Raw genomic sequence first — 25,205 nt, 5'->3', positions numbered from 1 at the left:
ATGCGGCGGTTCCGGTTCCGGCTGGAGGGCCTGCGGCGGCTGCGGATGATCCGGGAGCGGCAGGCCCGCCGGGAACTCAGCGACCTCCTCCGGGCCCTCCGGGAGGCAGAGGTGCGGCTGGAGCGGGCCCGCAGCGAGGTTCGGGAGGCGGAGGCGCGCGTGCGGGAGGCCCAGGATGCCCGGGCCCTGCGCGTGGCCGCCGCGGTTCTCGAGCGAGCCCGGCTGGGGGCCGTAACCGCGGAGCAGAGGATGGTGGAATGGAGGACCCAGGTGGAGGCGGCTTGGGCACGGTTTTTGCAGGTCAGGACGGAGCGGCAGGTGGTGGAGCGGCTGCGGGAGCGGCGGCTGCTGCAGCACCGCCGGGAGGAGGAGCGGCGCGAGCAGGTACAGGCGGACGAAGCCGCCCTGCTGCGCTCGATGCGCAGACCATGAGCCCGAACCTGCTGCTTACCCTGAGCCGTATCCGCGCCATCGAGCGGCGGTTGGGCGGACCCGAGGGGATTGGCTCGGGCTTCTCTCCCCCCCGGCCGCAAGCGCGGAGAAACCAGCAGCCCTTCCGGGAGCTGGTGGAGGAGGCGGCCCGCCGCTACGGGCTGGATCCCGCCCTGGTGCACGCGGTGATTCACGCGGAGTCGGGCTACAACCTCTCCGCCACCTCCCCGGCGGGAGCCCAGGGCCTCATGCAGCTCATGCCCGCCACCGCCCGGGCCCTGGGCGTCCGGGATCCCTACGACCCCGCCCAGAACGTGGAGGCGGGCACCCGGTACCTCCGGGGACTGCTCGATCGGTTCGGGGACGTGCGGCTGGCCCTCGCCGCGTACAACGCGGGCCCTGGAGCCGTGGAGCGCTACCGCGGGGTGCCGCCCTACCCGGAGACCCGGAACTACGTGGAGCGGGTGCTTGGTACCTGGCAGCGGATGCGCTCCGTGGAATCCGGAGGGAACCCGTGAGGTTGCTGCCCAAGGACGCTCTCCCCCCGGAGACGACCCTGACGGGACTCGTGGCGGAGATGTACGCCGCGGCCTTCCCCTCGGTGCTGGCCCGGGTGGTCCTCCTGGGGGATCCACGGGTCCATCCCGGCCACGAACTGCCCCCGGCCGTCCTCCCAGGGTCGGAGGAGCCGCTCGCGTGGGTCCTTCCCGCGTCGAGCAGGGAGGAGCGCCTCCAGGCGCCGGAGGCAGAGGAAGCTGAGGAGGTCCGGCGGGCACTGGGGGGAACCGAAAGGAAGGAGCTCACCGGGGGACCGCCAGACCTGCAGGCTTCGGATGGATCGGAAACCCCGCAGCCGCAAACCGGGGATACCTCAGTTCCGCGGGCTATTCCGTCTGGCAGGGGAGCTCCGGAACCGCCTCCGGAGGCCCTCACAGGTCCGCCCACGGTGGTGGGCAAAGACCCGCTTCCTGCCCCGGAGACCACAGCCCCCACCGGAGCCCCAGCGGCGGTCCAGCCCTTCTTCGAGGTCCGGGAGACGGAGAAGTCCGGGCGGCCCTCCGGGAGGCCGAAAGCCGAGGAGCCGGATGGAGCCTCTGGGAAACTGCCGGCCCAGCCTTTAGTTCCCGGAACAGCACTCCCCCCTCAGTTTCCTGCGGGATCCGGGAAAGATGCTCCTCATGCGCCCCACAGGGAACCGGTGTCACCTGCGAGCAGGCGTCCGGCCGAAGCCAGGGTGCCGGACTCCTCAATCCCCGGGAGGCAGAACTCCCCGACACCCATCTCCGGGGGATTTCCCCCGGTGCGCCCAGGAGAGGCCGCGCGAGAGCCTGGGGGGGAGTGGGAGGGTGAGAAGCCGGAGGTAGTGCCCCGGGGGGTGTCCGCAGTCCCGAGGGTAGAAGGGACCGAGGGAGGCCGCACGCAACCGCCTCCACCGTCTGAGGGCGTGCCGGCGGTTTTTGGGGGGGAAAAGGGGGAAGGCGAGCGCGGGTTTGAGCGTCCGAGCGGAATGCGGAAGGAGCCGCGGTCAGACCCCCCTAGTGGCAAGGCTGGATTCCGGGAAGACGTCGGAGCTAGGCCCCACGAGGTCCCTCCGGCCAGCGCCCCTGAGAGGCAGGCCCGGGGAGGCGATCGGGTGGAGGTGCAGGGCCGGACGGAGGGGGTCCAGATTCCCGGAGAGCGACCGGAGTACGCGCCACTTCCCAACCGCCTTCGGCTGGAGTTCTCGGACCGGTGGGGAGAGCCGGTGCGGGTGGAGGTGCGGGGCCGGTCGGACGCGGTGTGGGCGAGAGTGGAGGGAGGCCCGGAGGTGGCCCGGGCGGTGCGCGTGCACGAATCCGCCCTCCACCAAGCCTTGAGCGAGCGGGGCGTTGCTCTGGTGGGGCTGGAGGTGGGCGTGCTGGCCCGGGAAGACGGCCGGCCCCCGGGCGTGCCAGAACCCCCCGAAGGCTGGCGGATCCGGCCGGCCCGCACCCCGCGCCCGGGCCGGCCGGGGCGGGGGATGGCGGGAGCCGTGGACTACGTGGTGTGAGGAGGTGCGGTGATGGAGATCCGGGCAGTACAGCAGGACACGGGGGTGCGGGTGGGGTCCAGCGTCCTCGGGAAGGACGACTTCCTGCGGCTCCTGGTGACCCAACTGCGCAACCAGGATCCCCTCGAGCCCATGAACGACCGGGAGTTCATCGCCCAGCTCGCCCAGTTCAGCGCCCTGGAGCAGATGTACAACGTGAGCCAGGCGGTACAGGAGCTCCGGTGGCGGCAGGAGGCCGCCACCGCGGTGCAGCTCGTGGGTCGGCGGGTGGTGGTGCAGAACGCGGACGGCACCACGACGGAGGACGTGGTGGCGGGCGTCCGCCACCGGGAGGGCCGGTTCGTGCTGCTGGTGGGAGGGGAGGAGTACACCCTGGACCAGCTGGTGGAAGTCGCTGGGTAAGGAGAGAACCGAAAGGAGGGAGAGCGCATGCTGCGGAGTCTGTTTGCGGGTGTGTCGGGATTGCGGAGCCATCAGGTCCGCATGGACGTGATCGGCAACAACATCGCGAACGTGAACACCGTAGGGTTTAAGGCCAGCCGGGTGAACTTCGCGGAGATGCTGGCGCAGACCATCCGGGGCGCCCAGGCACCCTCGGAGGCCCGGGGTGGGATGAACCCCATGCAGGTAGGGCTCGGGGTCCAGGTGGCGAGCGTGGACACCCTCTTCACCCAGGGCAACCTCCAGTACACGGGAGTCCTTACGGACCTCGCCATCCAGGGCGACGGGTTCTTCGTGGTGGGGGATGGGCTGCGGCGGTTCTACACCCGGGACGGAGCCCTCGTGCTGGACAGCACCGGCAACCTCGTGCACGCCAGCACGGGCCTGCGGCTGATGGGCTGGCGGGCGAACGAGGCGGGGGAGGTGGATACGAGTGGGGAGCTGGTGCCCATCCAGATCCCCGTGGGGGTCGAGATCCCGCCCAAGGCCACGGAGAACGTGGTGTTCGGCGGGAACCTGGACGCTGCCATGGAGGTGGACGGCACCTGGACCACCACCATTACCGTGTACGACTCCCTCGGGAACGCCGTCCAGCTCCGGCTGGTGTTCACCAAGACGGATGCGAACCAGTGGGACTGGCAGCTCTTCTACGGGGACGATGAGGTGGCCAGCGGGAGCCTGGAGTTCGACGAAACCGGGAAGCTCACCTCGCCCACGGAGCCCGAGGAGGTCACCGTGGACCTCCCGGATGAGCTGGGCTCCGCGGATCTGGAGCTGAAGCTGGACTTCTCCCAGCTCACCCAGTACGCCGCGCCGTCCACCGCCACCCTCCGTAGTCAGGACGGGTACCCCAGCGGCAGCCTGGAGTCCTTCGCCATCGATGGCAACGGGGTCATCACGGGCCTGTACTCCAACGGCCGCACCCAAGTCATCGGACAGGTGGCCCTGGCCCTGTTCACCAACCCCGGGGGATTGCTCAAGGCGGGGAACAACCTGTACGCGGAGTCCGCCAACTCCGGAGCCCCTTCCATCGGGGCCGCGGGCACGGGGGGCCGGGGGACGCTCGTGGCGGGGGCCCTGGAGATGTCCAACGTGGATCTCGCGCAGGAGTTCACGAACATGATCACGGCCCAGCGGGGCTTCCAGGCCAACGCCCGGGTGATCACCGCCTCGGACGAGCTCCTTCAAGAGTTGATCTCCCTGCGCCGATAACCGGAGTGGCGGAGGCCATGATCAAGGTCACACGGCTCAACGGCACGGAGACCGTCATCAACGCGGAGCTCATCGAGTCCGTGGAGGGGACCCCGGATACCGTCATCTCCCTCACCACGGGACACCGGTACGTGGTCCAGGAGTCCGTGGACGAGGTGGTGGCCCGGGTCCTCGCGTACCGGAAGGCCTGCTGTCGTTCCAGCGATTCGGCGGAATGCGTACCGGATCCCATGGGGTGATGGGCCGTGGATCTCGCAACGTTGCTGGGCCTGGTGGTGGGGTGGGCCAGCGTGGGCGCAGGAGCCATCCTGAAGGGGGGCAAGCCCGAGTACTACATCAGCATCCCCGCCTTCCTCCTCGTGTTCGGGGGTACTCTGGGCGCCACCATGGTCTCCTACTCCCTCAAGCAGATCCTGGATCTGCCCCGGGTGACCCTGCGGGCCTTCTTCCACCGGCCTCCGGATGTGCTGGGCACTATGAACCGCCTCATCCGGTTCGCGGACCGGGCTCGCCGGGAGGGACTGCTGAGCCTGGAGGGTGAGCTGCGGGAGGGCGATGATCCGTTCCTCACCAAGGGCGTGCGGCTGGTGGTGGACGGCACGGACTCTGCGGTGGTGCGGGAGATCCTCGAGACGGAGATCGAGCTCATGGAGGAACGGCACCGGGTGGGCGAGGGGATCTACAGCACCATGGCAGGATTCGCGCCCACCCTGGGCATCATTGGCACCGTGATCAGTCTCATCAACATGATGCAGAAGCTCGATGACCCGTCTAAGCTCGGCCACATGCTGGCGGCAGCCTTCATCGCCACTCTCTACGGTGTGGCCCTCGCGAACCTTGTGTTTCTTCCCCTCTCCAACAAACTCCGGGCCCGCTCCCAGGAAGAGGCCCTACTGCGGCAGATCGTCACAGAAGGGGTTCTCGCCATCCAGGCGGGGGAGAACCCGCGCCTGGTGGAGGAGAAGCTGCGGGCCTTCCTGCCACCTGCTCTCCGCGCCAAGGTGGGCCGGGAGGCGGCGATGCAGGAAGGAACCGCCCGAAGCCCGGGAGCGGCGACGGTGGGCGCACGGTGAGGCGCAGACGGAGCAGCGCGCCGGCGGGAGGGGGGCACGGCCACGGGGGGGGTGGCCATGAACGATGGCTCATCACCTACGCGGATCTCATCACCCTGCTCATGGCCTACTTCATTATGGTGTACTCCCTCTCCCAGCTGGACCTCGCAAAGTTCCGGAAGGTGGTGGCGGGGTTCCGGGCAGCTACCGCCTCCCTGGGCATGCTGGACGGGAGTCAGGGCGTGCTGCCGGGAGGAAGCGGGGTTCTGGAACTCGATGTTCCCAGTCCCGCCCCTGCAGCCGATCCGGTCTCCGAGAGCTTCCGGGCCCTGGCGAGCGGAATCCTTCAGCAGGTTACCGCCGCGGGCCTAGGCGCGCAGGTGGAGGTGCGGGTGACGCCGGAAGGGGTGCGGGTTTCCATGGCAGGACCGCTGCTCTTCGACACCGCGAGTGCGGAGCTGCGGCCCGAGGCAGAGCCCGTACTGCGGGCGGTGGCCCGGGCCATCCGGACCCGACCCGAGCTCCTCGTGCGGGTGGAAGGACACGCAGACGTCCGCCCCATCCGTACCTTTCGATACCCCTCCAACTGGGAGCTCAGCAGCGCCCGGGCCGGAGCCGTGGTGCGGCGGCTGATGCAGCTCTCCGGCGCGGACGGCACCCGGTTCACCATCGTGGGCTACGGGGACAGCCGCCCCGTCCGCCGCGGCACCTCCTCAGAGGACTTGGCCCGCAACCGCCGGGTGGAGATCCTCCTCCTGCGCCCCTAGCCGCTCCGCCCCGGGCCTGAGGGTCACCCGTGGCGCTCCCACCGGGCTTTCCCCGGTTCACTCGTCGGCCAAAATTGGAGCAGGGACTTAGTACAGGGAGACTCCTTGGACCTGGTCTATGACCAGGTCCCCGCAGAACGCAGGCACCGTGTCCGAGCGGGATATACTTAGACAGGCAGGGGGATGCAGGAGGGATCGAGCCAGAGGGTTGCGACAAAAGCGTTATGGAGATCCCATTGACTTCCGTGCTTGCGTTCGTGGCCAGCGGTGGCCTCATCGTCCTAGCCGGAGTGGCTATCGCCTGGTATTCAGAGACCATCGCAGAGACGACCGGGCTTGGCCGGATGTGGGTGGGAGCAGTGCTCCTGGCTGGGGCAACATCACTCCCGGAACTCACTACGGATATCTTTGCGGTCAGGCTGGACGCGGTTGACCTTGCCGTGGGCGACCTCTTTGGTTCCAGCATGGCCAACATGCTGATCCTCGCGGTGCTCGATCTGCTCTTTCCGCGAAAAGAGGTGCTGAGGCGAGCGACCCTTGATCACGTGCTGACGGTGAGTCTCGCGATACTCCTCACCGCACTAGCTACGGTGTTCGTGCTCGCACGCCCTGAGCTCTTGGTTTTCTGGATCGACCTTGCTTCGCTGTTGCTGTTCCTTGTCTACCTGGCCGGGGCCCGGGCCATCCATCACCACGTCAGGTACCAGAGCGCGAGGACAGAGCTGTATGCGCCCGGCTGGCAAGTAGAAACGCAGCTAGTATTGCGGCGTGCTGTGGTCGGGTGGACTCTCGCCGCGATCGGGCTGCTGGGGGTGGCCCCGGTCTTCGTCTGGTCCGCCCATGGGATCGCCGAGATCACCGGTCTAGGGGACACGTTCATAGGGACATGGCTTGTGGGTCTGACCACATCGATGCCAGAGCTGGTCACCTCTATCGTGGCAGTTCGGATGGGTGCGGTCGACCTCGCGATCGGCAACCTCTTCGGCTCCAACGCGTTCAACATGGCCCTCTTCCTGCCGCTGGACCTGGTTCAGCCGGCAAGCCTCTTTGCGGCTGCGGATCCCGACCACGTTCTCTCGGGGCTTGTGGGGATCACGCTCATGAGCCTCGGTCTCGTCGCCGTCGTCTACCGCGCGGAGAGGCGCTTTCTTCTCCTCGAATGGGGTAGCCTGCTTATGCTCGCAGCCTACGGGCTAGGTGTCTGGCTCCTCTACCGGGTACGGTAAGGGGGGACCGGACTGACAGGGGAGAGCATGGACTAGGTCCGGCACGGAAGTTGCATAGTCTCGGGCCGGAGGGAAGGGATGCGGTCCGAGCGCGGTGCCGCGAAGCTGGGGCTCGTGGCGGGCATGGTGGTGCTCCTGGCAGGGGCCGTGGCCGCAGGGGCTCTGCTCGCACGACCCCGGGGGGAGACCAAGCCCAAACTGAACCACGCCACGGTCCCCCTTGGAAGCTTCGTGGTGAACCTGGATCCCGGTGACGGGTTCCGCTACCTTAAGGTCACCCTCGCCCTCGAGGTGGAAACCCCGCTCGGCGGAGAAGCCCTTAAGGAGGCCGCGGCGGAAGCGCGGTACCGGTGGTCGGACGTGGTGGTCCGGACCCTTACCGGGAAACGGTACTCCGCCCTCCGCACCCCGGAGGGCCAGGAGCGCATGGAGCAGGAGCTGGTGCGCCGGCTCAACGAGGAAGCTCAGGCCGATCGGTTCCACGTGAAGGCCGTGTACTTCTCGGAGTTCGTGGCCCAATGACGGACGAACTCCTCTCGCAGGCGGAGATCGATCAACTCATCTCGGCTCTCCGATCGGGTCAGGTGGCCCCGGAATCCACGACTCCCCAGGAAGAGCGCCGGATCCGGCCCTACGACTTCCGCCGTCCGGACCGGTTCTCCAAGGATCAGCTCCGCACGGTGTCCGTCCTCCACGGGGCCTTCGCCCGGATGGCGGGCATGGCCCTCTCCGTGCACCTCCGGAGCCCCATCGCGGTCAGCGTGCGATCCGTGGAGCAGCTCAGCTATGAGGAGTTCGTGCGCTCCATCCCCTCCCCCACGGTCATCGTGCTGTTCCGGCTGGAGCCCCTGGAGGGGCGGGCGCTGCTGGAGTTCAGCAACAGCCTGGCCCTGGCCATGGTGGACCGGCTCCTGGGCGGCCCCGGTCGGGCGGATCAGCCCCTGCGGCCCCTCACGGAGCTGGAGCGGGGCTTGGTGGAGCGGCTCATGCAGCGGCTGCTCCCGCTGCTGCACGACGCGTGGCAGTCCGTGGCGGACGTGCGGCCCGTCCTTTTGGGGCTGGAGACGAACCCGCAGTTCGCCCACATCGCGGGCCCCACGGATGTGGTACTGCTCGTGTACTTCCAGGTAGACACCTCCCATCAGTCCTACCGCATGAACCTGTGCCTCCCGTATCTCCTGCTGCAGCCCATCCTGAGCCTGCTGAGCGCCACTACCCTGTTCCGGGCGCCTTCCCGCTCTGTTCAGACGGAGCTGCTGCAGCGGGCGGTGGAGGACACCCACGTCCCCGTGCAGGTGGAGCTGGGCCGGGCGTGGGTTCCCCTGGGAGACCTCCTGAGCCTGGGGCCCAACGACGTGATCCGCTTGGACCGCCGGGCCCACGATCCCCTGGAGGTGCTGGTGGAGGGAATCCCGGTGTTCTCCGCTAGGCCGGGCCGGATGGGAGGCCGGCTCGCGGTGCAGATCCTGGCGCAGGAGGCAAGCTCCCGCCATGGCTAATCCGTACCCGGTGGACCCCCTGGACCTGCTGGCGGAGCTCTCCAACATCGGCATGGGCTCCGCGGCCACCACCCTCTCGCAACTGGTGCGGCGGCGGGTGCGCATCACCGCGCCCAGGGCGGAGCTCCTCCGCTGGTCCGAGGTGGATCGGAGCTCCCTGGTGGGACACGTGGGGGTATGCGTGCACACCTCCGGAGCCGTCACGAGCCGCAGCTACCTGCTCCTGCGGGAGGAGGACGTCCGGGTGCTCGTGGATCTCATGATGGGCGGGGATGGATCCGTGGCCCGGCCTTTGGATCAGGAGCTCCTGCTGAGCGGGGCCGGGGAGGCCATGAACCAGATGATGGGCTCCGCGAGCACCGCCCTCGCGGAATTTCTGGGTTCCCCCGTCACCATCTCACCGCCTCAAGTGGTGGTGCTGGAAACCGAGGAAGCGGTGGAGCGGCTCCTCCAGCCGGCAGACCAGGTGGTCCTGGTGACCTTCCGCCTGGACATGGAGGGGTTTCTGGAGACCACCTTCTACCAGATCTACGAGGCCTCCGTGCTCCCGCAGCTGGTGGAGCGGAGCGCCCAAGCTGCCCGACGCGTGGCGGGCTCTCCTTCGCCTCCCCCACAGGTCCCTGCGGCACCTCATACCCCTGCGGTGCGGCCCGTGGAGTTCGAACCCCTGGAACCGCGGCGCACCACCAGCCCCGACCGAAACCTGGACCTGCTGCTGGACGTCCCCCTCCAGGTCACCGTGGAGCTGGGCCGCACCCGGATGCGGATCCGCGACGTGCTCTCCCTGGGGATCGGGGCGGTGATCGAGCTCGAGCGGGCCGCGGGGGAGCCCGTGGACCTGTATGTGAACGATCGGCTCTTTGCCCGGGGCGAGGTGGTGGTCATCGAGGAGAACTTCGGGGTCCGGGTTACGGAGATCCTCAGCCCCGAGCAGCGCCTGCGCACCCTGAGCCGAGGCCCGGAGGACCGTCCGTGAGCCTGCTGCTTGCGGCCTCACCCCCTGCCCCGGAGATCCACCCGGCCTCCCTGCTCCTCCGGGCCCTGGCGGGTCTTGTCCTGGTGGTGGGGCTTGTGCTCCTTACCCGCTACCTCCTGATGCGGATGGGGCCCGGGGGGCATTCCTCCACGGTGCGGCTGCGGGAGGTGGCCCGGTTGAGCCCTCACCACGTGCTGTACGTGGTGGAGGTGGGCGAGAGGCGGCTGCTGCTCGGAAGCCACCTCTCCGTGCTCGCGGAGCTGGGGCCCGCGCCTGCCCAAGAGACGGAGAGCTTCGGGGAGAAGCTGCGGGCGGCCGCGCGACGTCTGCGGCGGGTGGGAGGAGAGCCACGGTGAGACGAGGGGTTCTCGTGCTCCTGAGCGTACTGGTCCTCTCAGCGCCCGCCTTTGCTGCGCCGCTCCCTGTGGTGGAGCTGCGGGTGGGAGCTTCGGACTCCCCGCAACAGGTCTCCGGCACCCTGCAGGTGCTCCTGCTGCTCACCGTGCTCGCCACAGCCCCCGCCCTCCTCATCCTCATGACCTCCTTCACCCGCATCGTGATCGTGCTCTCCCTGGTGCGCAGCGCCATCGGGGTGCCCACGATCCCGCCCAACCAGGTGGTGGTAGGGCTGGCGCTGTTTTTAACCCTCTTTACCATGGCGCCTACCCTGGACCGCGCGAACCGAGAGGGCCTGCAGCCCTACCTCCGGGGGGAACTGGGCCAGCAAGCGGCCTTGGACCGGACCCTCCGGCCCTTCCGGGAGTTCATGCTGCGGCAGACCCGGGAGGAGGATCTGGCCCTCTTCCTCTCCATGGGGCGCTTTCCGCGCCCCCGCCGGCCAGACGACGTGCCCACCTACGTGCTCATCCCCGCCTTCGTGGTGAGCGAGCTGCGCACCGCCTTCCTGCTGGGCTCCCTGCTGTTCCTCCCCTTCCTGGTGGTGGACATGGTGGTCAGCAGCGTGCTGCTCTCTCTGGGCATGCTCATGCTACCCCCCGTGCTCATCTCCCTGCCCTTCAAGCTGCTCCTGTTCGTCTTCGTGGACGGCTGGCACCTAGTGGCCCGGGCCCTTGTGGGGAGCTTCCGATGAGCCTGGACACCCTGATGGCCCTTGCCCAGCAAGCCGCTACGGTGGCTGCCCTGGTGGCCCTGCCCATGCTGCTCACCGCCCTCCTGGTGGGAGTGGCGGTGAGCCTCCTGCAGGTGCTCACCCAGGTGCAGGAGGCTACCTTATCCTTCGTCCCCAAGATGGTGGCGGTGGGCGTGGTGGCAGTCCTCTTGGGGCCGTGGATGGCTCAGCGGCTCTTGGGGTTCACCGCTGCGCTCCTTCGGGCGCTTCCGGAGCTGGTGCGGTGATGCCGGATTCGGGAGGGTTGCTGCCGCTGCTGCTGGGGGCCGCCCGGGTGTCTGGCTTTCTCCTGGCCCTTCCGATCCTTGGGGGACCCCGGGTGCCTGTCCCGGCCCGGGTAGGGCTCGGCCTATGCTTGGCCGCCACCGTTCCCGCGGCCCGGGTACCGGTCCCGGAGGCCGCTTCGGTGTTCGGGGCCCTGGTGGTAAAGGAGGTGAGCGTAGGCCTCTTCTTGGGATGGGGGGTGGCCCTGGCCTTCGCCGCGGTCCAGGTGGCGGCCCAGGTGGCGGAGTTGAGCCTGGGGCTCGGCACGGGGCACCTCGTGGATCCGGTACACGGTACGGAGTCCACGGTCCTCGCACAGCTGTGGACGGTCCTGGCCACTGCCCTGTACCTCGCCACGGACGCCCACCACCATGCCCTGCGCCTGGTGGGGACCAGCTTCCACCGGCTTCCCCCCACGGCCTTCCTGCCCGCGGGCCCGGTGGGGAGGTGGGCCGTAGAGGTGGCCGCCGCGAGCTTTTTGAGCGGGGTGCAGCTCGCCGCGCCGTTCCTCGTGGCCTCCCTCGCGGTGGAGGTGGGGATTGCCCTGGTGGCGAGGGCGGCCCCGCAGGTGAATGTGTTCCTTACAAGCCTCCCCCTCAAGGTGGGAGTGGGACTGGTGCTGGTGGGGCTGTTTTTGCCGTACCTGTTCGGGGGCATGGAAGCGGAGTTCACCCGGACCCTGTGGGCCGCGGCACAGCTCCTGCGGAGGGGGCCGTGAGCCGCATCCCCGACCGGATCCTGATGGCGTTCGAGACCCTGAAGCCCTTTCCCGCGCACGTGGTGGAGGCGATGCGGCTCCTTGACGATCTCAACACCTCCGCGGAGGAGGTGGCCTCGGTGCTCGGGAGGGATCCCGTGCTGGCGGCCCGGATGCTCCGATTGGCGAACTCCGCCCTGTACCTCCGCGCCAGACGCGTGGCGACCCTGCGGGAGGCGGTGGTGCTGGTGGGGTTCGCCGCGGTGCGTAGCCTGCTGGCGAGTGCAGTGGCCTACGATGTTTTCCGATCCGGGGCCCCCGGCTACGGCCTGGACCGGGTGCAGCTGTGGCAGCACTCCCTGGCGGTGGCCACCGTGGCGCGCCACCTGGGGGGAAGCCGGGGACGGGATGGGGAGGCCGCCTTCGTAGCGGGGCTGCTGCACGACATCGGCAAGCTGGCCCTCAGCAGCGCCCTCCAGGAGCAATACCCGGCGGTGCTGGAAGCCGTGGCAAGCGGCATGGACTTCGTAGAGGCGGAGCGGGCTGTGCTGGGCTGCGACCATGCCCAGGTGGGCGCGGAGGCAGCCCGGCGGTGGAACCTACCGGATTCCCTCATCACCGCCATCGCGTACCACCATCGGCCCGATGAGTCAGAAGATCCCGGGCTTGCGGATGCGGTGCATGTGGCGGACATCCTGTGCCTCATGCTGGGAGTGGGCGTGGGGGCGGATCAGCTGCTGCATCGGTGCAGCGAGGGAGCCCTCCGGCGTCTGGGGCTCAGCGCGGACGAGATCCCCCTCCTGCTGGTGGGGCTCGCGGACCTGCTCGTGGAGGTCTCGAGCTTTGCCACCGAGGACCTCGCCTAGGTCCCGGCACGACCTTTGCATACCCCTTTAAGGTGCCATGGCGAGCCAGCGCACGGAACCCGCGACCCCGAGGCGGCGCCAGGAGGCCCGACGCCGGGGGCAGGTGGCCCGGAGCCACGACCTCACACAGGGCGCGGCCCTCCTGGCTGCGGTGGCGACGGGGGCTCTTGCCCTTCCGGGTGGGTTCGGAGCGTATGCGGAGTACACCCGGCGCGTGCTGAGCTCCCCGGATCCGCATCAGCTCCCGGCCCTGGTGGCCGAGGGCGTGGTGGCCGCTGTGTGGCTTATGGGTCCCGTGGTGGGCGCGGCCCTTGCAGCCGGGCTCGCGGCGGGCGTGGCGCAGACCGGGGGATTGTTCAGCGGCAAGCCCCTGGAGCCGAGCCTGGACCGCCTCAACCCCCTGCGAGCCCTGGAGCGGCTTTTCTCCCTGCGCTCCGTGGTGGAGGGCTTGAAGGCCCTGCTCAAGGTGGCCGCGGTGGCCGTGGCGGTGTGGGGGCCGCTCCAGAAGGCTGTATTGGAGACACCTCCCGCGATCCTCTCTCCCTCGGCACTTGCCGTTTGGATAGGAAGGACGGTGTACGCGGTGGCCCTGCGGGGGGCTATTGCCCTGGCCTTTCTTGGGGGATTGGACTATCTCTACCAGCGCTTTGAACACGAGCGCGCCCTGCGCATGACCAAGCAGGAGGTGCGGGAGGAGCTGCGGGAGACGGAGGGCGATCCCCTCGTGCGGTCCCGACAGCGGGCCCGGGCCCGGGAACTCGCGCGACGCCGGATGCTGCGGGACGTGGCCCGGGCCACGGTAGTGGTCACCAACCCCGTGCACGTGGCCGTGGCCCTCCGGTACGCTCCGCGGGAAGCGCCCGCGCCCGTGGTGGTCGCGAAGGGGGCTCGGAAGATGGCGGACCGCATCCGGGAAGAGGCAGTCCGCCACCGGGTGCCGGTCGTGGAGAATCCGCCCCTCGCGTGGGCCCTCTACCGGGGTGTCGCGCTGGGCCGCATGATCCCACCCGCCCTGTACCACGCGGTGGCGGAACTGCTCGCGGCGCTGTACCGCTCGGGCCAGCTGCGGGAGGTGCCCTGGTGACCTTCGGCCGGCGGCTCGTGCAGAGCAGCGACCTGGGACTGGTGGCGTGCCTGCTGCTGATCACCGCCACCCTGGTGGTTCCCCTTCCCACCCCGCTCGTGGACGTCCTGCTCATCGCGAACCTGGCCCTCTCCGTGGTGGTGCTGCTCGCCACCGCGTACGTCACGGATCCCCTGCAGCTATCGGTGTTTCCCTCCCTGCTGTTGGCCGCGGCCCTGGGACGGCTGGGTCTCAACGTGGCCATGGCCCGCCTCATCCTCACCCAGGGATCCGCGGGGAGTGTGGTGGCCGCCTTCGGGGGCCTCGTGGTGGGCGGAAACCTCGTGGTAGGCCTGGTGATCTTCACCATCCTGCTCCTCGTGCAGTTCCTGGTGGTCACCAACGGCACCAGCCGCATGGCGGAGGTGGCGGCCCGGTTCGCCCTGGACGCCATGCCCGGCAAGCAGATGAGCATCGACGCGGAGCTCAACGCGGGTACCCTCACGGAGGAGGCGGCCCGAGAGCGGCGGCGGCAGGTGGAGCGACAGTCCGACTTCTTCGGCTCCATGGACGGGGCCAGCAAGTTTGTGCGGGGGGATGCCATCGCGGGCCTGTTGATCACCGCCATCAACCTCCTGGGCGGGTTCGGAGTCGGCCTGGGCCGCGGCCTCTCGCCCGGGGAGGCCGCGCAGGCCTTCGCCCTCCAGGCGGTGGGGGCCGGGCTCGCGCTCCAGATCCCTTCCTTGTTGCTCTCCGCCGCAAGCGGCCTCATCCTCACCCGCACCGCGGGTGGGGACCACCTGGGTGCGGACCTCGTGGCCCAGCTCACGGCCCGGTGGCGACCGCTTCTGGCCGCGGGCGGCATCGTGGCCGCAGTAGGGCTGTTTCCAGGCCTCCCCAAACTGGCGTTTCTGCTCGTGGGAGGGGTTCTGGCCGCGGTGGGGTGGGCACTGCGGGCCCCGCAGAACCCGCCCGAGCCGCAGGCGCCGAGCGCGCCCCCCCAGGAGGCCGTGCACGGCCTCACAGAGGTGGATCCCCTCTGCGTGGAGATCGGCTACGGCCTCATCGAGCTGGTGGAGCCCACCCGGGGTGGGGATCTATTGCAGCGCATCGTGGCCCTGCGCAGGCAGGTGGCCGCTCAGATGGGCCTCGTGATCCCGCCCGTCCGGGTGCGGGATGAACCCACCCTGGGTTCCCGGGAGTACCGGATTCTCCTCCGGGGCGTAGAGGTGGCCCGGGGGGAGGTAATGCCCGGGGGGTTACTGGCCATCCGGACCGCCCCGGAGGCACCGGAACTGCCCGGCGTACAGACCACGGATCCTACCTTCGGTACCCCCGCGGTGTGGATCTCGGAGCACGAGCGGGCGGTGGCGGAGGCGAGCGGCTACACCGTGGTGGAGCCCTCCGTGGTGGTGGCCACCCACCTCGCGGAGGTGGTGCGGCGCCACGGGTGGCGCCTGCTGAGCCGGCAGGATGTCCAGGAGATGCTGGATCGGCTGCGGGAGCGGCAGAAGGCCCTGGTGGAGGAGCTGGTGCCTCAAGTCCTGAGCGTGGGCGAGGTGCAGCGGGTGCTGCAGCTGCTCCTGCAGGAAGGTGTGCCCATCCGGGACCTCGTCACCATCCTGGAGACCCTGGCGGATCATGGACGATCCGTGAAGGAGCCTGAACGACTTGTGGAGCTCGTGCGGCGGGCCCTGGGTCGGGGCCTCTACCAGCACCTGCTGGATGAAGCACGCCGCCTGCACGTGCTGGTCTTGGACCCCAGTGCGGAGGCCGCGCTCGTGGATGGCGCCCAGGGCAAGCGGGTGGATGCGGAGGTCCTGCATCGGCTGCAACAAGCCATCCGAACCGCGTGGGAGGCCGCCTCTCGAGGAAGCCCCCACCCCGTGCTCCTGTGCTCCGGGGTCGTGCGCAGCGCGGTGCGGCGGCTCGTGGAGCACGTGGTCCCGCAGATCCCGGTGATTGCCTTCGAGGAGCTGGAGCCGGACCTGAACCTCCACAAGCTGGGGATGGTCAGCATAGACGGATAAGCCATGGAGCTGCGGGAGAACCAGCGGGTGGAGCTGTGGGTGGGCGGGAGAGCCTACCCCGTGCGGGTGGAGGAAGTGGGCGCGGGCCAGGTTCTCCTCAGCGCCCCCATGGAGCGAGGACAGCCCTTCCTGCTGCCCGCCGGAACCCGGGTGCGGGGTCGGCTGTACGGGGAGGGTGGGGCCTGGGAGTTCGAGGGGACCGTAACGGAGTGCGTGCGGCTGCCCGTGGAGGCGGTGTGCGTGCGACTGGCGGGACCGCTGCGCCCCGTGGATCGGCGGGCTCTGCCCCGTCGGCCTCTGTCCGCCCGTGTGTACATGGCCCGCCTGGATCAGCACCCCACGCGACTCGTAGAGGCGTGGCTGGTGGATCTCTCCGCGGGAGGGTGTCGCCTGGAGCTCGTGAACCCCTGGCCGGAGCCCAGACCCGGCGAGCAGGTGCTCGTCACGGTTCCGGGACGGGCGGGGGCTTCCCTCGTAGGCCGGGTGGTGTGGAGCCGGCCGCAGTTCGATCGGGCTCGGTCCTTCGCGGTGGGCATCCAGTGGGATCCCTTAAGCGCGGCCGCGGCCCGGAGGGTTCTCACGACGCGGGAGGAGATGTGGCGGTCCAGGAGATGAGGCGGGTCCGGGTGGTGGTGGTCGACGACTCCCCTACCTTTCGAGGACTGCTCTGCTCCGCCCTGGAGCAGGATCCAGAGGTGGAGGTAGTGGGCTTAGCCGCCCACGGTGCCCAGGCCGTGGAGCTGGTCCGGAGGCTGCGACCGGACGTGGTAACCCTGGATCTGGAGATGCCGGTAATGGACGGGTTGGTGGCCCTGCGAACCCTTGCCCGCGAGCTCTGGACTCCCGTGGTGGTGCTGAGCGCCCACACCGTCCGGGGGGCGGATCTCGCCCTCAAGGCCCTGGAAGCGGGGGCAGTGGAGGTGGAGGCGAAACCTTCGGGCCCCCTGTCGGTGCGGGATCTCCACCCGCTGGTGCAGAAGGTGAAGGCCGCGGCCCAGGCCCGCCTTCCCCGGCGGCAGAAGAAGGCCCGGGTGCGGGTGGTGGCCGTGGCCGCCTCCACGGGGGGTCCCGCGGCCCTCACCGTATTCTTCTCCCACCTCCCGCCCCTCCCGCTCCCCTTGGTGGTGGTGCAGCATATGCCCCCCGGGTTCACCGCGAGCCTGGCGCGGCGGCTCCACGAGGTGGGCCGGATCCGGGTAGAGGAGGCGGAGGACGGGGTCGCACCGCAGCCCGGAGTGGCTTACGTGGCACCCGGCGGACGGCAGCTGGTGGTGCGGGACGGTCGGTGGGCCGTGGTGGAGCCAGAACCTTCGGAGATCCTCCGACCATCCGCGGACATCACCTTCTCCTCCCTCGCGGAGACCTACTCCCCGGTCCTGGGGGTGGTGCTCACAGGCATGGGGCGGGACGGGCTGGAGGGCTGCCGGCGCATCAAGCGGACGGGCGGGCTCGTAATCGCCCAGAACGAGGAGACCAGCGTGGTGTACGGGATGCCGCGGGCCGTGGTGGAAGCGGGGCTCGCGGACTTCGTGCTGCCCCTGGAGCGCATCGGGGAGGAGGTGGCCCGGATCGTGGGAGAGGGGGTATGAGGGAGCGCGCGGTCCGCGCGTGTCGGGAAGCCCTACGGCGCCTGCGGGCGGAGGTGCCCTTCGACCTGGGGACCGTCTGGCTCCGCACGCACGCGGGCACCATCCCCGCGGTCTCCATAGGGCGTCCCCTGGACCTCCTGGAGCAGATCCCCTTCCAGGCCGGGATGGGCCTCCGGGCGTGGATCCTCGAGACCGGGCAGACCATCCGCGTCCCCTCCCGGGGCCGAGGCCTTCGCGCCGGTTCCCTCCGGGGGTTCCTCGCGGTCCCCGCGGAGCACGCCGGGCAGCGGGTGGCGGTGGTGGTGCTGGGACGGGTGGGAGGGGTCTTCACGGAGGCGGAGGAACGGGCAGTGCGGGCCGCGGCGGAGGAGCTGGCGCGCGCCCTGGGAGCTCCCCATGCGTGAGTACGCGACCCTGATGCATCTCCTGAAGCAGCGCACGGGCCTGGACCTCGCTCGATACCGACCCGACCAGATTGAGCGGCGGCTGGTGGGTGCCCTGCACCGCATGGGCCTGCGCTCCGCGGAGGAGTTCGTGTCCCGGGCCCGGCAGGACCCTGCTCTGCTCGCGGACCTGGTGGATCGCCTCACCGTCCACGTCTCCGAGTTCTTCCGGAATCCGGAACTCTTTGCGGTGCTCCAGCGTCGGGTCCTCCCGGAGCTGCTGGCCCGTTTCCGGGAGCTGCGGGTGTGGAGCGCGGGCTGCTCCCACGGCGCGGAGGCCTACAGTGTGGGGATCCTCCTCCTGGAGCTGAACCCCTCGGGAGGATGGTCCGTGCTGGGCACGGACATCGATGGCCGCGTCCTGCGGCAGGCCGAAGAGGGGTTCTACGAGGAGTCGGACATCCGGAACGTGTCGCCACCGCGGCGGGCACGGTTTTTCGTACGGGAGCAGAATCGGTGGCGGGTAAGCCCGGAGCTCCGGCAAAGGGTGCGGTTCCGGCGCCACGATCTCCTCTCCGACCCCTTCAACGGCCCCTGGCACCTCATCCTCTGCCGGAACGTGGTCATCTACTTCACGGAGGAGGCCAAACAGGACCTGTACCGCCGGTTCCACCAGGCCCTGGCGCCCGGCGGGTACCTCTTCGTGGGCGCCGCGGAGCAGATCTTCGCCGCGCGGGAGATGGGATTTGAGCCGCTGTACCCCTTCTTCTACCGAAAGGCCCAGGGGAGGAGAAGCGGTGCGTGAGGGGCGGGTGATCCGGGTCGGCATGGGGGAAGGGGTGGTGGAGCGGGATGCGGGGGCGGTGCTCCTAGCGGGCGGGTTGGGTTCGTGTGTGGCCGTGGTGCTGCACACTCCATGCCCCCGCGTGGGCGCCATGGCCCACGTGATGCTCCCTCAATCCTTCGGATGGGACACGGCGCCCTTCAAGTTCGCGGACACCGCGATCCCCGCCCTGCTGGAGTCCTTCCGGCGGGCCGGCGGAGACCCGGCCTCCGCGGTGGTTTGGGTTGTAGGGGGCGCTGGGATGTTCGGGATGGCAGCCAGCAGCGTCCTGAACCTGGGCGCCCGAAACGTGGAGGCGGTCCGGGAAGCCCTGCGAAAGCAAGGCCTGCGGCCCCATGCGGAGGACGTGGGCGGAAGCGTGAGCCGGACGGTGGCCCTGCACGTGGGCACGGGCCGGCTGGTGGTGCGCACCGCGGGCGGGCCGGAGCGGGAGCTGTAGACATGCCGCGGCCGGCTTCCCCGGAGCGAGAGGCGCAGGTTCTGCGGTATGCGGGGCTCGTGCGCGCGGTCGTACAGCAACTCGCTCCGGGGCTTCCCTCCCACGTGCCCCGGGAGGATCTGGAGAGCTGTGGGATGCTGGGGTTGCTGGAGGCCCTGGACCGCTACGATCCCTCCCACGGGGTACGGTTCGAGACCTTCGCCTGGTATCGCATCCGCGGTGCCATCCTGGATTACCTCCGCAGCCTGGACCCCGCCAGCCGAGCGGACCGGCAGCGGGCCCGGGAGTTGGAGCGGGCGCACGAACGGCTCGTGACCTCCCTGGGCCGAGAACCCACCCGGGAAGAGCTCGCAGCGGAGGTGGGCTGCTCCCCGCAGGAGATCCTCGCAGACTTGGAGCGGCTGCACGGATACGTGGTGGCCTCCTTCGAGGACCTGGTCCGGCGGGCCACGGAGCGGGGGGAGCCTGCGGCGTCGGACGCTGGACCGGAGGAGGCAACAGAGCAGCGGGAGCTGCTGGAGGCCCTGCGTCAGGGCCTGGGAGCGCTCTCCGAGCGCGAGCGGCTGGTGGTGGGCCTGTACTACTACGAGGACCTGACCCTGGCGGAGATCGGAGAGATTCTGGACCTCACGGAGTCCCGGGTCTGCCAGATCCACGCACAGGCCCTGCTCCGGCTGCGAACCTACCTCGTGCAGCGTGGGTTCGGCCGATAGGTGAGACAGAGGGGGAACGCCACACGGCCTACTTCCGGAGCCAGCGAGCCAGTTCCCCGAGTCCGGACCACACCAGGCCCAGGGCGCCCCGAACCGTCTGGTAGAGCCAGCTCAGCAGCCGATCCAAAAATACGGGGGGTGCGGGGGACTGTGGGGTGGGAGGGGTGGTGAACTGGGGGGCTCCAGGCCCGGTGCGAGGGGTGCTGGAGGACGGGACAAGACCGACGGTTCCCACAGCCCGCACCCGCTGCAGGGCGTAGAGGAATCCGGGGCCGGAAGCAGGGCCGGGTGGCTGCGGCTCATAATCCACAGGACGGACCTGCATGGAATCACCTCCGCTCCCTCGCCCTGCACACTCCGTGCCACTCCCGGGAGTCTACGAGGTATCCAGGGGGTGAGAGTCCAATCTGGCCGGAGGGGACGGCGCTGAAAGGACACGGGAAGGCCGCAGGAGGAAGCGGAAGACTTTGTGAAGAATCTCGCGTAAGAGTACTCGAGGCACAGGGGCTGGGCGTGGAAGGGAGCCATGCGAAGGGTGCTCGTACCAGGAGGAATCGTGCGGGCTTGGGGAGTGGCTTTGGTCGCCTCCGCATCGGTGAACGAGCTGCTCCGGTCGATCCTGGAAGGACTGCTGGACATTCCACCCACGTTCGAGCCCTTCACGCGGCCGGCGGTGCTGTTTTTGACAGCGGTCGGGGTAACAGCGGGCGCGTTGACCTTCGTCCTGGTGGTCCGGTGGGCCAGAGAACCCGTCCGGACCTACCGATGGCTGGCATTGGCAGCGTTGCTCGTCTCGTGGGTACCTAATATCCTCCTCCCCGGCTCTCCACGATTCCCCCAGGCCACGTGGCCACTAGCCATGGGACTGGCGCTGCTCCACATCCCCCCCGCCCTCGCCTGCCTGTGGCTGTTTCCCCGTTGGGGCCTAAGGGTCCCCTAGGTGTCTCTCTCCAGACGTCGGGGGATCGGCTGCGGGATGTGCATTGTCCGCGGCGGATCCTCCCGGGCGGAAACACCGACGAAGGGTCCCGGTGCCGGCCGCCGCAAGGAGGCTCCAGATACGGTACCCTGTGGACGAACCGGAAGGAGCGGACGGGGACGAGTTGGTGGAAACCGTGAACCTCTGGTGGATCCGCAGGGATCTGCGGCTACATGACAACCCCGCACTCCATGCAGCCTTGCAGAGCGGCGGAGTGATCCCCGTATTCATCTTAGATCCCCGCCTGCTCACCCTCAGCCGGCGCAGAACAAGCTTCCTGATCGCTAACCTCCGCACCCTGGATCGCGCTCTGCGCACTCTCGGATCCTCCCTGGTTGTCCGCCACGGCGATCCCTCCCAGATCCTCCCCCGACTCGTCGAGCAGACCGGGGCCCAGGCAGTGTATGCTCACGCGGACGTTTCCCCCTTCGCTCGGCGACAGGAGTCCGAAGTCGCTCGCCACGTGCGTCTTCAGCTGGTGGGCTGGCCGAGCATGGTTCCGCCACCTGCGATTCGGACCGGGAGGGGGCGGGGCTATACCGTGTACAGACAGTTCTATCAGCGACTGAGCTCCCTCACCCTCCCTGAGCCCCTCCCCCCTCCTGCCCGGCTGCCGCCCCACGGGGTCGTCTCGGAGCCCCTGCCGGAGGTCCCGCCCCCATGGCCGCCCGGTGAGGAGGCAGGCTTCCGGAGGCTCAAGGACTTCATCGCAGGTCCCATTTTTCAATACCACCGGGAACGTGACCGGATCGATCTGGAGGTCACCTCCCGTCTATCTCCCTATCTGCGCTTCGGAGTGCTCTCCCCCCGCGTGGCCTTCCATCTCGCCCGTCAGGCGATGGACGCCGCGCACAACTCCGAGTCCCGGAAGGGTGCTGCCCGCTGGCTGGACGAGCTCCTGTGGCGGGAGTTCTTCGCACACCTGTTGTTTCACTATCCGCACAGTCGCCGAGAGCCCCTCCGGCAGGACCTGCAGGAGCCCGAATGGGACAACGACGAGCAGATCTTCCGGACATGGTGCGAGGGCCAGACAGGCTATCCCCTGATCGATGCCGCCATGCGGGAGCTGCGTGAAACCGGATGGATGCACAACCGGGCCCGCATGGTGGTTGCCTCCTTCCTGGTGAAGAACCTGCTCCTGGATTGGCGGTGGGGGGAACAGTACTTTTTCGAGCACCTGTTGGACGGCGATCCTGCGTCTAACAGCGGCAACTGGCAGTGGGTGACTGGGATTGGAACCGATAGGAGGCCCTACCTCCGAATCTTTAACCCCGTGCTCCAGGGGCTGAGGTTCGACCCTGCCGGTGCCTACGTTCGAAGGTGGATCCCCGAGCTCGCACGGGTGCCCGCACCGTACGTCCACGCTCCCTGGACGCTTCCGCGGGACGACCAGATTGCCTACCGCTGCCGCGTCGGACGCGACTATCCAAGGCCGGTGGTCGACCTCGCCGCTTCCCGCCAACGGGCCCTGGATCGTTACAGGGCTATCCGGGCGGCTCAGCGCCGTCCCTCACGGTAGATTCACCGAGGCACAGGTCCCTCCCGGGGGCATCTGCCGGTCGAGGACCGCATGCGAGACTCAGCACAGTGGGGTCGGTCTTGGATCGCCGCGACCCCAGCGGGCTAGGCCTGCGGGATTCCTCCGGAGCGAAAGGGCAGGGCCCTCCCAACTCCCGATCAGCGCGCCGCATTCCTCGAGCTGGCCCCTGCTCTTTGACCATGCCTGGAGTGGCGCCGCGGCGGACGGGGAGGCCTTAGGCCTCCCGACGCTCTGAGGGCGACTCTGATGACCGTGGGGGAGGGGACGCGGGCCTCGCTTTTCCCGGCTCGCCGATTCGGGAAGCCAGCGGGCCGGGTGTGGGCCTCTCGTCACTCCCTCGTACCGGCCGACGGGCCCGCCGGGAGCCTAGATAGCCAGAACAGCCGTGGAGGGTTGATCCCCTGCGAGCACTCAGCCGGAGTACGTGCAGGGCCGTGACGGTCCTCTCCAACGAACAATTCGCCAGCGAAGCAGACTGAGAGTCTTGCTCCAGGATGGCCCAAATTGTCCACTCCGGAGAGGGGCGGGAGACCCATCGAATCCCGTTGGACCGTCAGGCGAAACGACCTAAGAGGGAGGTGAGAGGGTGCGGCGGTGGTGGACGCTCGTGTGGCTCCTTCTGGTGGCGTCCGCGGTTCCTGCGAGCGGGCAGGCAAGACGGATCGTGGTGTGCTCCGCGCTGCCGGACTTGGAGACGTCATTGATCAACCGGGAGTTTACTCGCAGAACCGGGATCGCCGTGGAAGCCGTCAGTGTCGCGGCTGCGGGGACTCTGGCAGCCCGGATTCGCGCGGAGCGGGACCGGCCCCGGGCGGACGTCTTCGTGGGAGGTTCCGCGGACTTCCATGCTCCTCTGGCTCGGGAGGGCCTGGTGGTCTCTTACCGGTCCCCCGTAGCCCGCGAGGCGCGGATCAGCCCGGCGTTCCTGGATCGGGATAGCTATTGGCATGGCTGGTACTTGGGCATCCTTTCCATCTTGATCAACACCGAGCGGTGGGATCGGGAGATGACGCCGCGCCGGGTCCCCGAACCGGCCACATGGGATGACCTGCTGCGGCCGGACTTCGGCGGTCAGTTCATCATGCCGAGTCCCGTTACGACCGGAGCGGAGTACATCTTCGTGGCTGGGCAGATCTTCCGGCTGGGGGAGGACCGCGCGTGGGCATATCTCCGGGAGCTGAACCGGAATGCTGTCCAGTACACGCCCACCGCGCCCGGCACCGTCACCCTGCTGGAGCGCGGCGAGGCCATCGTGGCTGTGATGTGGGCGCACGAGGGCATCGGGGCCCGACGGATGCGCTCCCAGCCCCTGGAGTTGATCGTGCCCCCGGACACCGCGTTCGAGATCGGTGCGGTCTCCATCCTCCGCGGTGGACCGAACCCCGAAGGCGCGCAGGCGTATGTAGACTTCCTCATGACCCGAACGCCCCAGGACATTAATGCCCAGTACGGGTTCCGCTACCCCGTGCGGGCTGATGTAGAACCCCCCGCGGGAGCTCCGCCCTTTGACTCGGTGAAGTTCGTCCGGTATGACCGGGAGTGGGCGATCGCGAACATAGAGAGGGTCCGGGAGCGGTGGTCTCGCGAGATTGGCCGCTGAACAGAGGGTGCCCGCGTCTCAGGACAGCCAAGCACAAGCGCTGATCCCCAGGAGGCGGCGCCGGTCACCCCGGGTCAGGGCGGGAGGGCTGCGTGGGAGCCGGAGCTGAGGCCAGGAGGCAGCTGGCAGACCCGGGACTGGCTCTGGCCTTTTTCGTGGGGGTGACCGCCCTAGGCCTGTTCGTGCTGTACCCCACCGTGCGGGTGCTGGTCTACCCGAGCATTCCGGATTACCTCAGCCTCCCCCAGGGCGCCCGCTGGATACAGGCGGCCCGCAACACCCTTGTGAGCACCGTCCTGTCCACCCCCACTGCGGTAATGGTGGGCTTGGTCTTCGCCTTCGCCACTACGCGGACGGACATGCCCGGCCGGCGGTTCTTCCGAGCCGTAGCCCTGTTGCCGCTGTTTGCGCCGCCGTTCATGGTGGCCTTTTCGTACGTCCTGTTGTTCGGTCGCCAGGGCTTGGTCACGCGTCATCTGTTGGGGCTGGAGGCGAACATCTTCGGTCTCCACGGGCTTTGGCTCGTCCAGACAGTGGCGTTCTTCCCCCCTGGCGATGCTCGTCATCGCGGGCGTGCTGGAGAGTATCCCCCCCAGCTTGGAGCATGCGGCCCGCAGCCTGGGCGCCGACGAGTGGCAGGTAGCACGCTCCATCACCCTGGCTCTAGCTCGGCCGGGTGTCGCGGGAGCGGCTCTGGTGGTGGCCATCTCGGCGCTCGCGGATTTCGGGAACGCCGTCGTCATCGCGGGCGGGTGGCCTCTGCTGGCCACCGAGGCGTGGTTTCGAATGGAGGGGATGGCCGATCTGAGAGGCGCCTCCCTGGTAGTGGCAATGCTCGTCGTCCCCACCATCGTGCTGTTCCTGCTGGAGCGCTACGGGGTCGGGCAAAGGCGGTATACCACCGTCACCGGCCGTGGCGGCGGACTCGAAAGACCCCCCACCTCCCCCCCCCGTTGAAGTGGGCTGCGTTCGCGATCTGCAGCGGGGTAAGCCTTCTTGTATTACTGGTCTACCTGGGAGTGCTGGCGGGAGCGTTCACAGCAGTGTGAGCTTCTAGCATTTGCCGTTGGGCTACCAGGCGGCCATGGCTCAACTACAGCAGGTTGACCGTTCTATCGAGGAAGCTGCCAGCAATCTTGGGGCCCGAGGCCTGCACCTGCCGCGGGAGGTGTACGTGCCTCTGCTGGCCCGAGCGTTCGCAGAGGGCTTCACGCTGTCCTTCGTGCGGGCGGTGACGAACGTAAGCATCGCGGTGTTCCTGGTCTCTCCCGGGAATGTGGTAGCCACCTTCGCGATCCTGAACATGATCGGCAACGGGATCTGGGGTGGGGCTGCAGCACTCACCACCATGCTGCTGGTAGTGACCTTCACCGGGCTGGCTTTGGCCCGCCTGGCTGCGGGGCGGGCGCTGCGACCCGTGGGGATGGGGTAGTGG

General features: G+C 68.9%; 30 protein-coding genes and 3 pseudogenes. 31 read left to right on the top strand and 2 right to left on the bottom strand.

Annotation, left to right across the window (positions count from 1 at the left end; all coding sequences use genetic code 11):
• The 26 genes and pseudogenes from fliJ to N0A24_01235 all read left to right on the top strand — a co-directional run bounded on the left by fliJ (position 1) and on the right by N0A24_01235 (position 19,651).
• Positions 1-432, top strand: a complete 432-nt coding sequence (gene fliJ / locus N0A24_01360) for a flagellar export protein FliJ (GenBank protein ID MCS7172055.1) — start codon at positions 1-3, stop codon at positions 430-432.
• 122 nt (positions 433-554) lie between these two features.
• A pseudogene (locus tag N0A24_01355) lies at positions 555-950 on the top strand (lytic transglycosylase domain-containing protein).
• 1,115 nt (positions 951-2,065) lie between these two features.
• The gene (locus tag N0A24_01350; GenBank protein ID MCS7172054.1) at positions 2,066-2,461 is read left to right on the top strand and encodes a hypothetical protein; all 396 of its coding nucleotides are present in this window, start codon (positions 2,066-2,068) and stop codon (positions 2,459-2,461) included.
• A 12-nt stretch (positions 2,462-2,473) separates the two neighbouring features.
• A complete protein-coding gene (gene flgD, locus N0A24_01345; protein ID MCS7172053.1) occupies positions 2,474-2,863 on the top strand; it encodes a flagellar hook assembly protein FlgD in 390 nt (129 codons plus the stop codon).
• A gap of 27 nt (positions 2,864-2,890) precedes the next feature.
• Positions 2,891-4,114 carry a flagellar hook protein FlgE gene (locus tag N0A24_01340; GenBank protein MCS7172052.1) on the top strand — a complete coding sequence of 408 codons (1,224 nt, stop codon included), beginning with the start codon at positions 2,891-2,893 and terminating at the stop codon, positions 4,112-4,114.
• Between the two features lie 17 nt (positions 4,115-4,131).
• Complete coding sequence (locus N0A24_01335; GenBank protein ID MCS7172051.1) at positions 4,132-4,353, top strand: flagellar FlbD family protein; 222 nt, start codon at positions 4,132-4,134, stop codon at positions 4,351-4,353.
• A 6-nt stretch (positions 4,354-4,359) separates the two neighbouring features.
• Entirely contained in the window at positions 4,360-5,187 is an 828-nt protein-coding gene (locus tag N0A24_01330; GenBank protein ID MCS7172050.1) for a flagellar motor protein, read from the top strand.
• Positions 5,184-5,933, top strand: a complete 750-nt coding sequence (locus N0A24_01325; GenBank protein MCS7172049.1) for a flagellar motor protein MotB — start codon at positions 5,184-5,186, stop codon at positions 5,931-5,933. The genes N0A24_01330 and N0A24_01325 overlap by 4 nt, the downstream gene beginning before the upstream one ends.
• A gap of 245 nt (positions 5,934-6,178) precedes the next feature.
• Complete coding sequence (locus N0A24_01320; protein ID MCS7172048.1) at positions 6,179-7,159, top strand: hypothetical protein; 981 nt, start codon at positions 6,179-6,181, stop codon at positions 7,157-7,159.
• A gap of 78 nt (positions 7,160-7,237) precedes the next feature.
• A complete protein-coding gene (locus N0A24_01315; protein MCS7172047.1) occupies positions 7,238-7,681 on the top strand; it encodes a flagellar basal body-associated FliL family protein in 444 nt (147 codons plus the stop codon).
• Entirely contained in the window at positions 7,678-8,658 is a 981-nt protein-coding gene (gene fliM, locus N0A24_01310) for a flagellar motor switch protein FliM (GenBank protein MCS7172046.1), read from the top strand. The genes N0A24_01315 and fliM overlap by 4 nt, the downstream gene beginning before the upstream one ends.
• Positions 8,651-9,523 (top strand): annotated as a pseudogene (locus N0A24_01305) (chemotaxis protein CheC). Before fliM ends, N0A24_01305 begins: the two are co-directional and overlap by 8 nt.
• A gap of 32 nt (positions 9,524-9,555) precedes the next feature.
• Positions 9,556-9,728, top strand: a pseudogene (locus tag N0A24_01300) (response regulator).
• Positions 9,729-9,753: 25 nt separating this feature from the next.
• Entirely contained in the window at positions 9,754-9,990 is a 237-nt protein-coding gene (locus tag N0A24_01295; GenBank protein MCS7172045.1) for a flagellar biosynthetic protein FliO, read from the top strand.
• Positions 9,987-10,724 carry a flagellar type III secretion system pore protein FliP gene (gene fliP, locus N0A24_01290; protein MCS7172044.1) on the top strand — a complete coding sequence of 246 codons (738 nt, stop codon included), beginning with the start codon at positions 9,987-9,989 and terminating at the stop codon, positions 10,722-10,724. The genes N0A24_01295 and fliP overlap by 4 nt, the downstream gene beginning before the upstream one ends.
• A complete protein-coding gene (locus N0A24_01285; protein MCS7172043.1) occupies positions 10,721-10,990 on the top strand; it encodes a flagellar biosynthetic protein FliQ in 270 nt (89 codons plus the stop codon). Before fliP ends, N0A24_01285 begins: the two co-directional genes overlap by 4 nt.
• Positions 10,990-11,745, top strand: a complete 756-nt coding sequence (locus N0A24_01280) for a flagellar biosynthetic protein FliR (protein MCS7172042.1) — start codon at positions 10,990-10,992, stop codon at positions 11,743-11,745. Before N0A24_01285 ends, N0A24_01280 begins: the two co-directional genes overlap by 1 nt.
• Positions 11,742-12,590 (top strand): HDOD domain-containing protein, encoded by an 849-nt coding sequence (locus N0A24_01275; protein MCS7172041.1) that lies wholly within the window; start codon positions 11,742-11,744, stop codon positions 12,588-12,590. Before N0A24_01280 ends, N0A24_01275 begins: the two co-directional genes overlap by 4 nt.
• 37 nt (positions 12,591-12,627) lie before the next feature.
• Complete coding sequence (locus N0A24_01270) at positions 12,628-13,674, top strand: EscU/YscU/HrcU family type III secretion system export apparatus switch protein (protein MCS7172040.1); 1,047 nt, start codon at positions 12,628-12,630, stop codon at positions 13,672-13,674.
• Entirely contained in the window at positions 13,671-15,683 is a 2,013-nt protein-coding gene (locus N0A24_01265; protein ID MCS7172039.1) for a flagellar biosynthesis protein FlhA, read from the top strand. The genes N0A24_01270 and N0A24_01265 overlap by 4 nt, the downstream gene beginning before the upstream one ends.
• Positions 15,684-15,686: 3 nt before the next feature.
• Entirely contained in the window at positions 15,687-16,298 is a 612-nt protein-coding gene (locus tag N0A24_01260) for a flagellar brake protein (GenBank protein MCS7172038.1), read from the top strand.
• The gene (gene cheB / locus N0A24_01255; protein MCS7172037.1) at positions 16,295-17,272 is read left to right on the top strand and encodes a chemotaxis-specific protein-glutamate methyltransferase CheB; all 978 of its coding nucleotides are present in this window, start codon (positions 16,295-16,297) and stop codon (positions 17,270-17,272) included. Before N0A24_01260 ends, cheB begins: the two co-directional genes overlap by 4 nt.
• On the top strand, positions 17,269-17,676 hold the full coding sequence (locus tag N0A24_01250; protein MCS7172036.1) for a GAF domain-containing protein: 408 nt from the start codon (positions 17,269-17,271) through the stop codon (positions 17,674-17,676). Before cheB ends, N0A24_01250 begins: the two co-directional genes overlap by 4 nt.
• Complete coding sequence (locus tag N0A24_01245) at positions 17,669-18,460, top strand: protein-glutamate O-methyltransferase CheR (GenBank protein MCS7172035.1); 792 nt, start codon at positions 17,669-17,671, stop codon at positions 18,458-18,460. The genes N0A24_01250 and N0A24_01245 overlap by 8 nt, the downstream gene beginning before the upstream one ends.
• Positions 18,453-18,938: a chemotaxis protein CheD gene (locus N0A24_01240; protein MCS7172034.1), complete on the top strand. Its 486-nt coding sequence runs from the start codon at positions 18,453-18,455 to the stop codon at positions 18,936-18,938. The genes N0A24_01245 and N0A24_01240 overlap by 8 nt, the downstream gene beginning before the upstream one ends.
• A gap of 2 nt (positions 18,939-18,940) precedes the next feature.
• Entirely contained in the window at positions 18,941-19,651 is a 711-nt protein-coding gene (locus N0A24_01235) for a FliA/WhiG family RNA polymerase sigma factor (GenBank protein ID MCS7172033.1), read from the top strand.
• A gap of 28 nt (positions 19,652-19,679) precedes the next feature.
• Here N0A24_01235 and N0A24_01230 read toward each other — a convergent pair whose 3' ends face one another.
• Complete coding sequence (locus N0A24_01230) at positions 19,680-19,976, bottom strand: hypothetical protein (protein ID MCS7172032.1); 297 nt, start codon at positions 19,974-19,976, stop codon at positions 19,680-19,682.
• Positions 19,977-20,177: 201 nt separating this feature from the next.
• Between N0A24_01230 and N0A24_01225 the strand changes: the two genes are divergently transcribed.
• From N0A24_01225 to N0A24_01215, 3 genes are all read left to right on the top strand, one after another.
• Entirely contained in the window at positions 20,178-20,591 is a 414-nt protein-coding gene (locus N0A24_01225) for a DUF6069 family protein (GenBank protein ID MCS7172031.1), read from the top strand.
• Positions 20,592-20,766: 175 nt separating this feature from the next.
• On the top strand, positions 20,767-22,149 hold the full coding sequence (locus N0A24_01220; GenBank protein ID MCS7172030.1) for a DNA photolyase family protein: 1,383 nt from the start codon (positions 20,767-20,769) through the stop codon (positions 22,147-22,149).
• A gap of 607 nt (positions 22,150-22,756) precedes the next feature.
• Positions 22,757-23,770 (top strand): extracellular solute-binding protein, encoded by a 1,014-nt coding sequence (locus tag N0A24_01215; GenBank protein ID MCS7172029.1) that lies wholly within the window; start codon positions 22,757-22,759, stop codon positions 23,768-23,770.
• A gap of 229 nt (positions 23,771-23,999) precedes the next feature.
• Here the strand turns inward: N0A24_01215 and N0A24_01210 are convergent, their stop codons facing one another.
• Positions 24,000-24,131 carry a hypothetical protein gene (locus N0A24_01210; protein MCS7172028.1) on the bottom strand — a complete coding sequence of 44 codons (132 nt, stop codon included), beginning with the start codon at positions 24,129-24,131 and terminating at the stop codon, positions 24,000-24,002.
• A gap of 44 nt (positions 24,132-24,175) precedes the next feature.
• On the opposite strand from N0A24_01210, the gene N0A24_01205 reads away from it, so the two are divergent.
• Positions 24,176-24,727 carry an ABC transporter permease subunit gene (locus N0A24_01205; protein ID MCS7172027.1) on the top strand — a complete coding sequence of 184 codons (552 nt, stop codon included), beginning with the start codon at positions 24,176-24,178 and terminating at the stop codon, positions 24,725-24,727.
• A gap of 103 nt (positions 24,728-24,830) precedes the next feature.
• Complete coding sequence (locus tag N0A24_01200; GenBank protein MCS7172026.1) at positions 24,831-25,202, top strand: ABC transporter permease subunit; 372 nt, start codon at positions 24,831-24,833, stop codon at positions 25,200-25,202.
• The last annotated feature ends 3 nt before the right edge of the window (positions 25,203-25,205 follow it).

This window comes from Armatimonadota bacterium, assembly GCA_025059775.1.
Lineage (GTDB): Bacteria > Sysuimicrobiota > Sysuimicrobiia > Sysuimicrobiales > Sysuimicrobiaceae > Sysuimicrobium.
The sequence above is the reverse complement of the archived record's forward strand: the minus strand, read 5'-3'. Positions and strand labels throughout refer to the sequence as shown.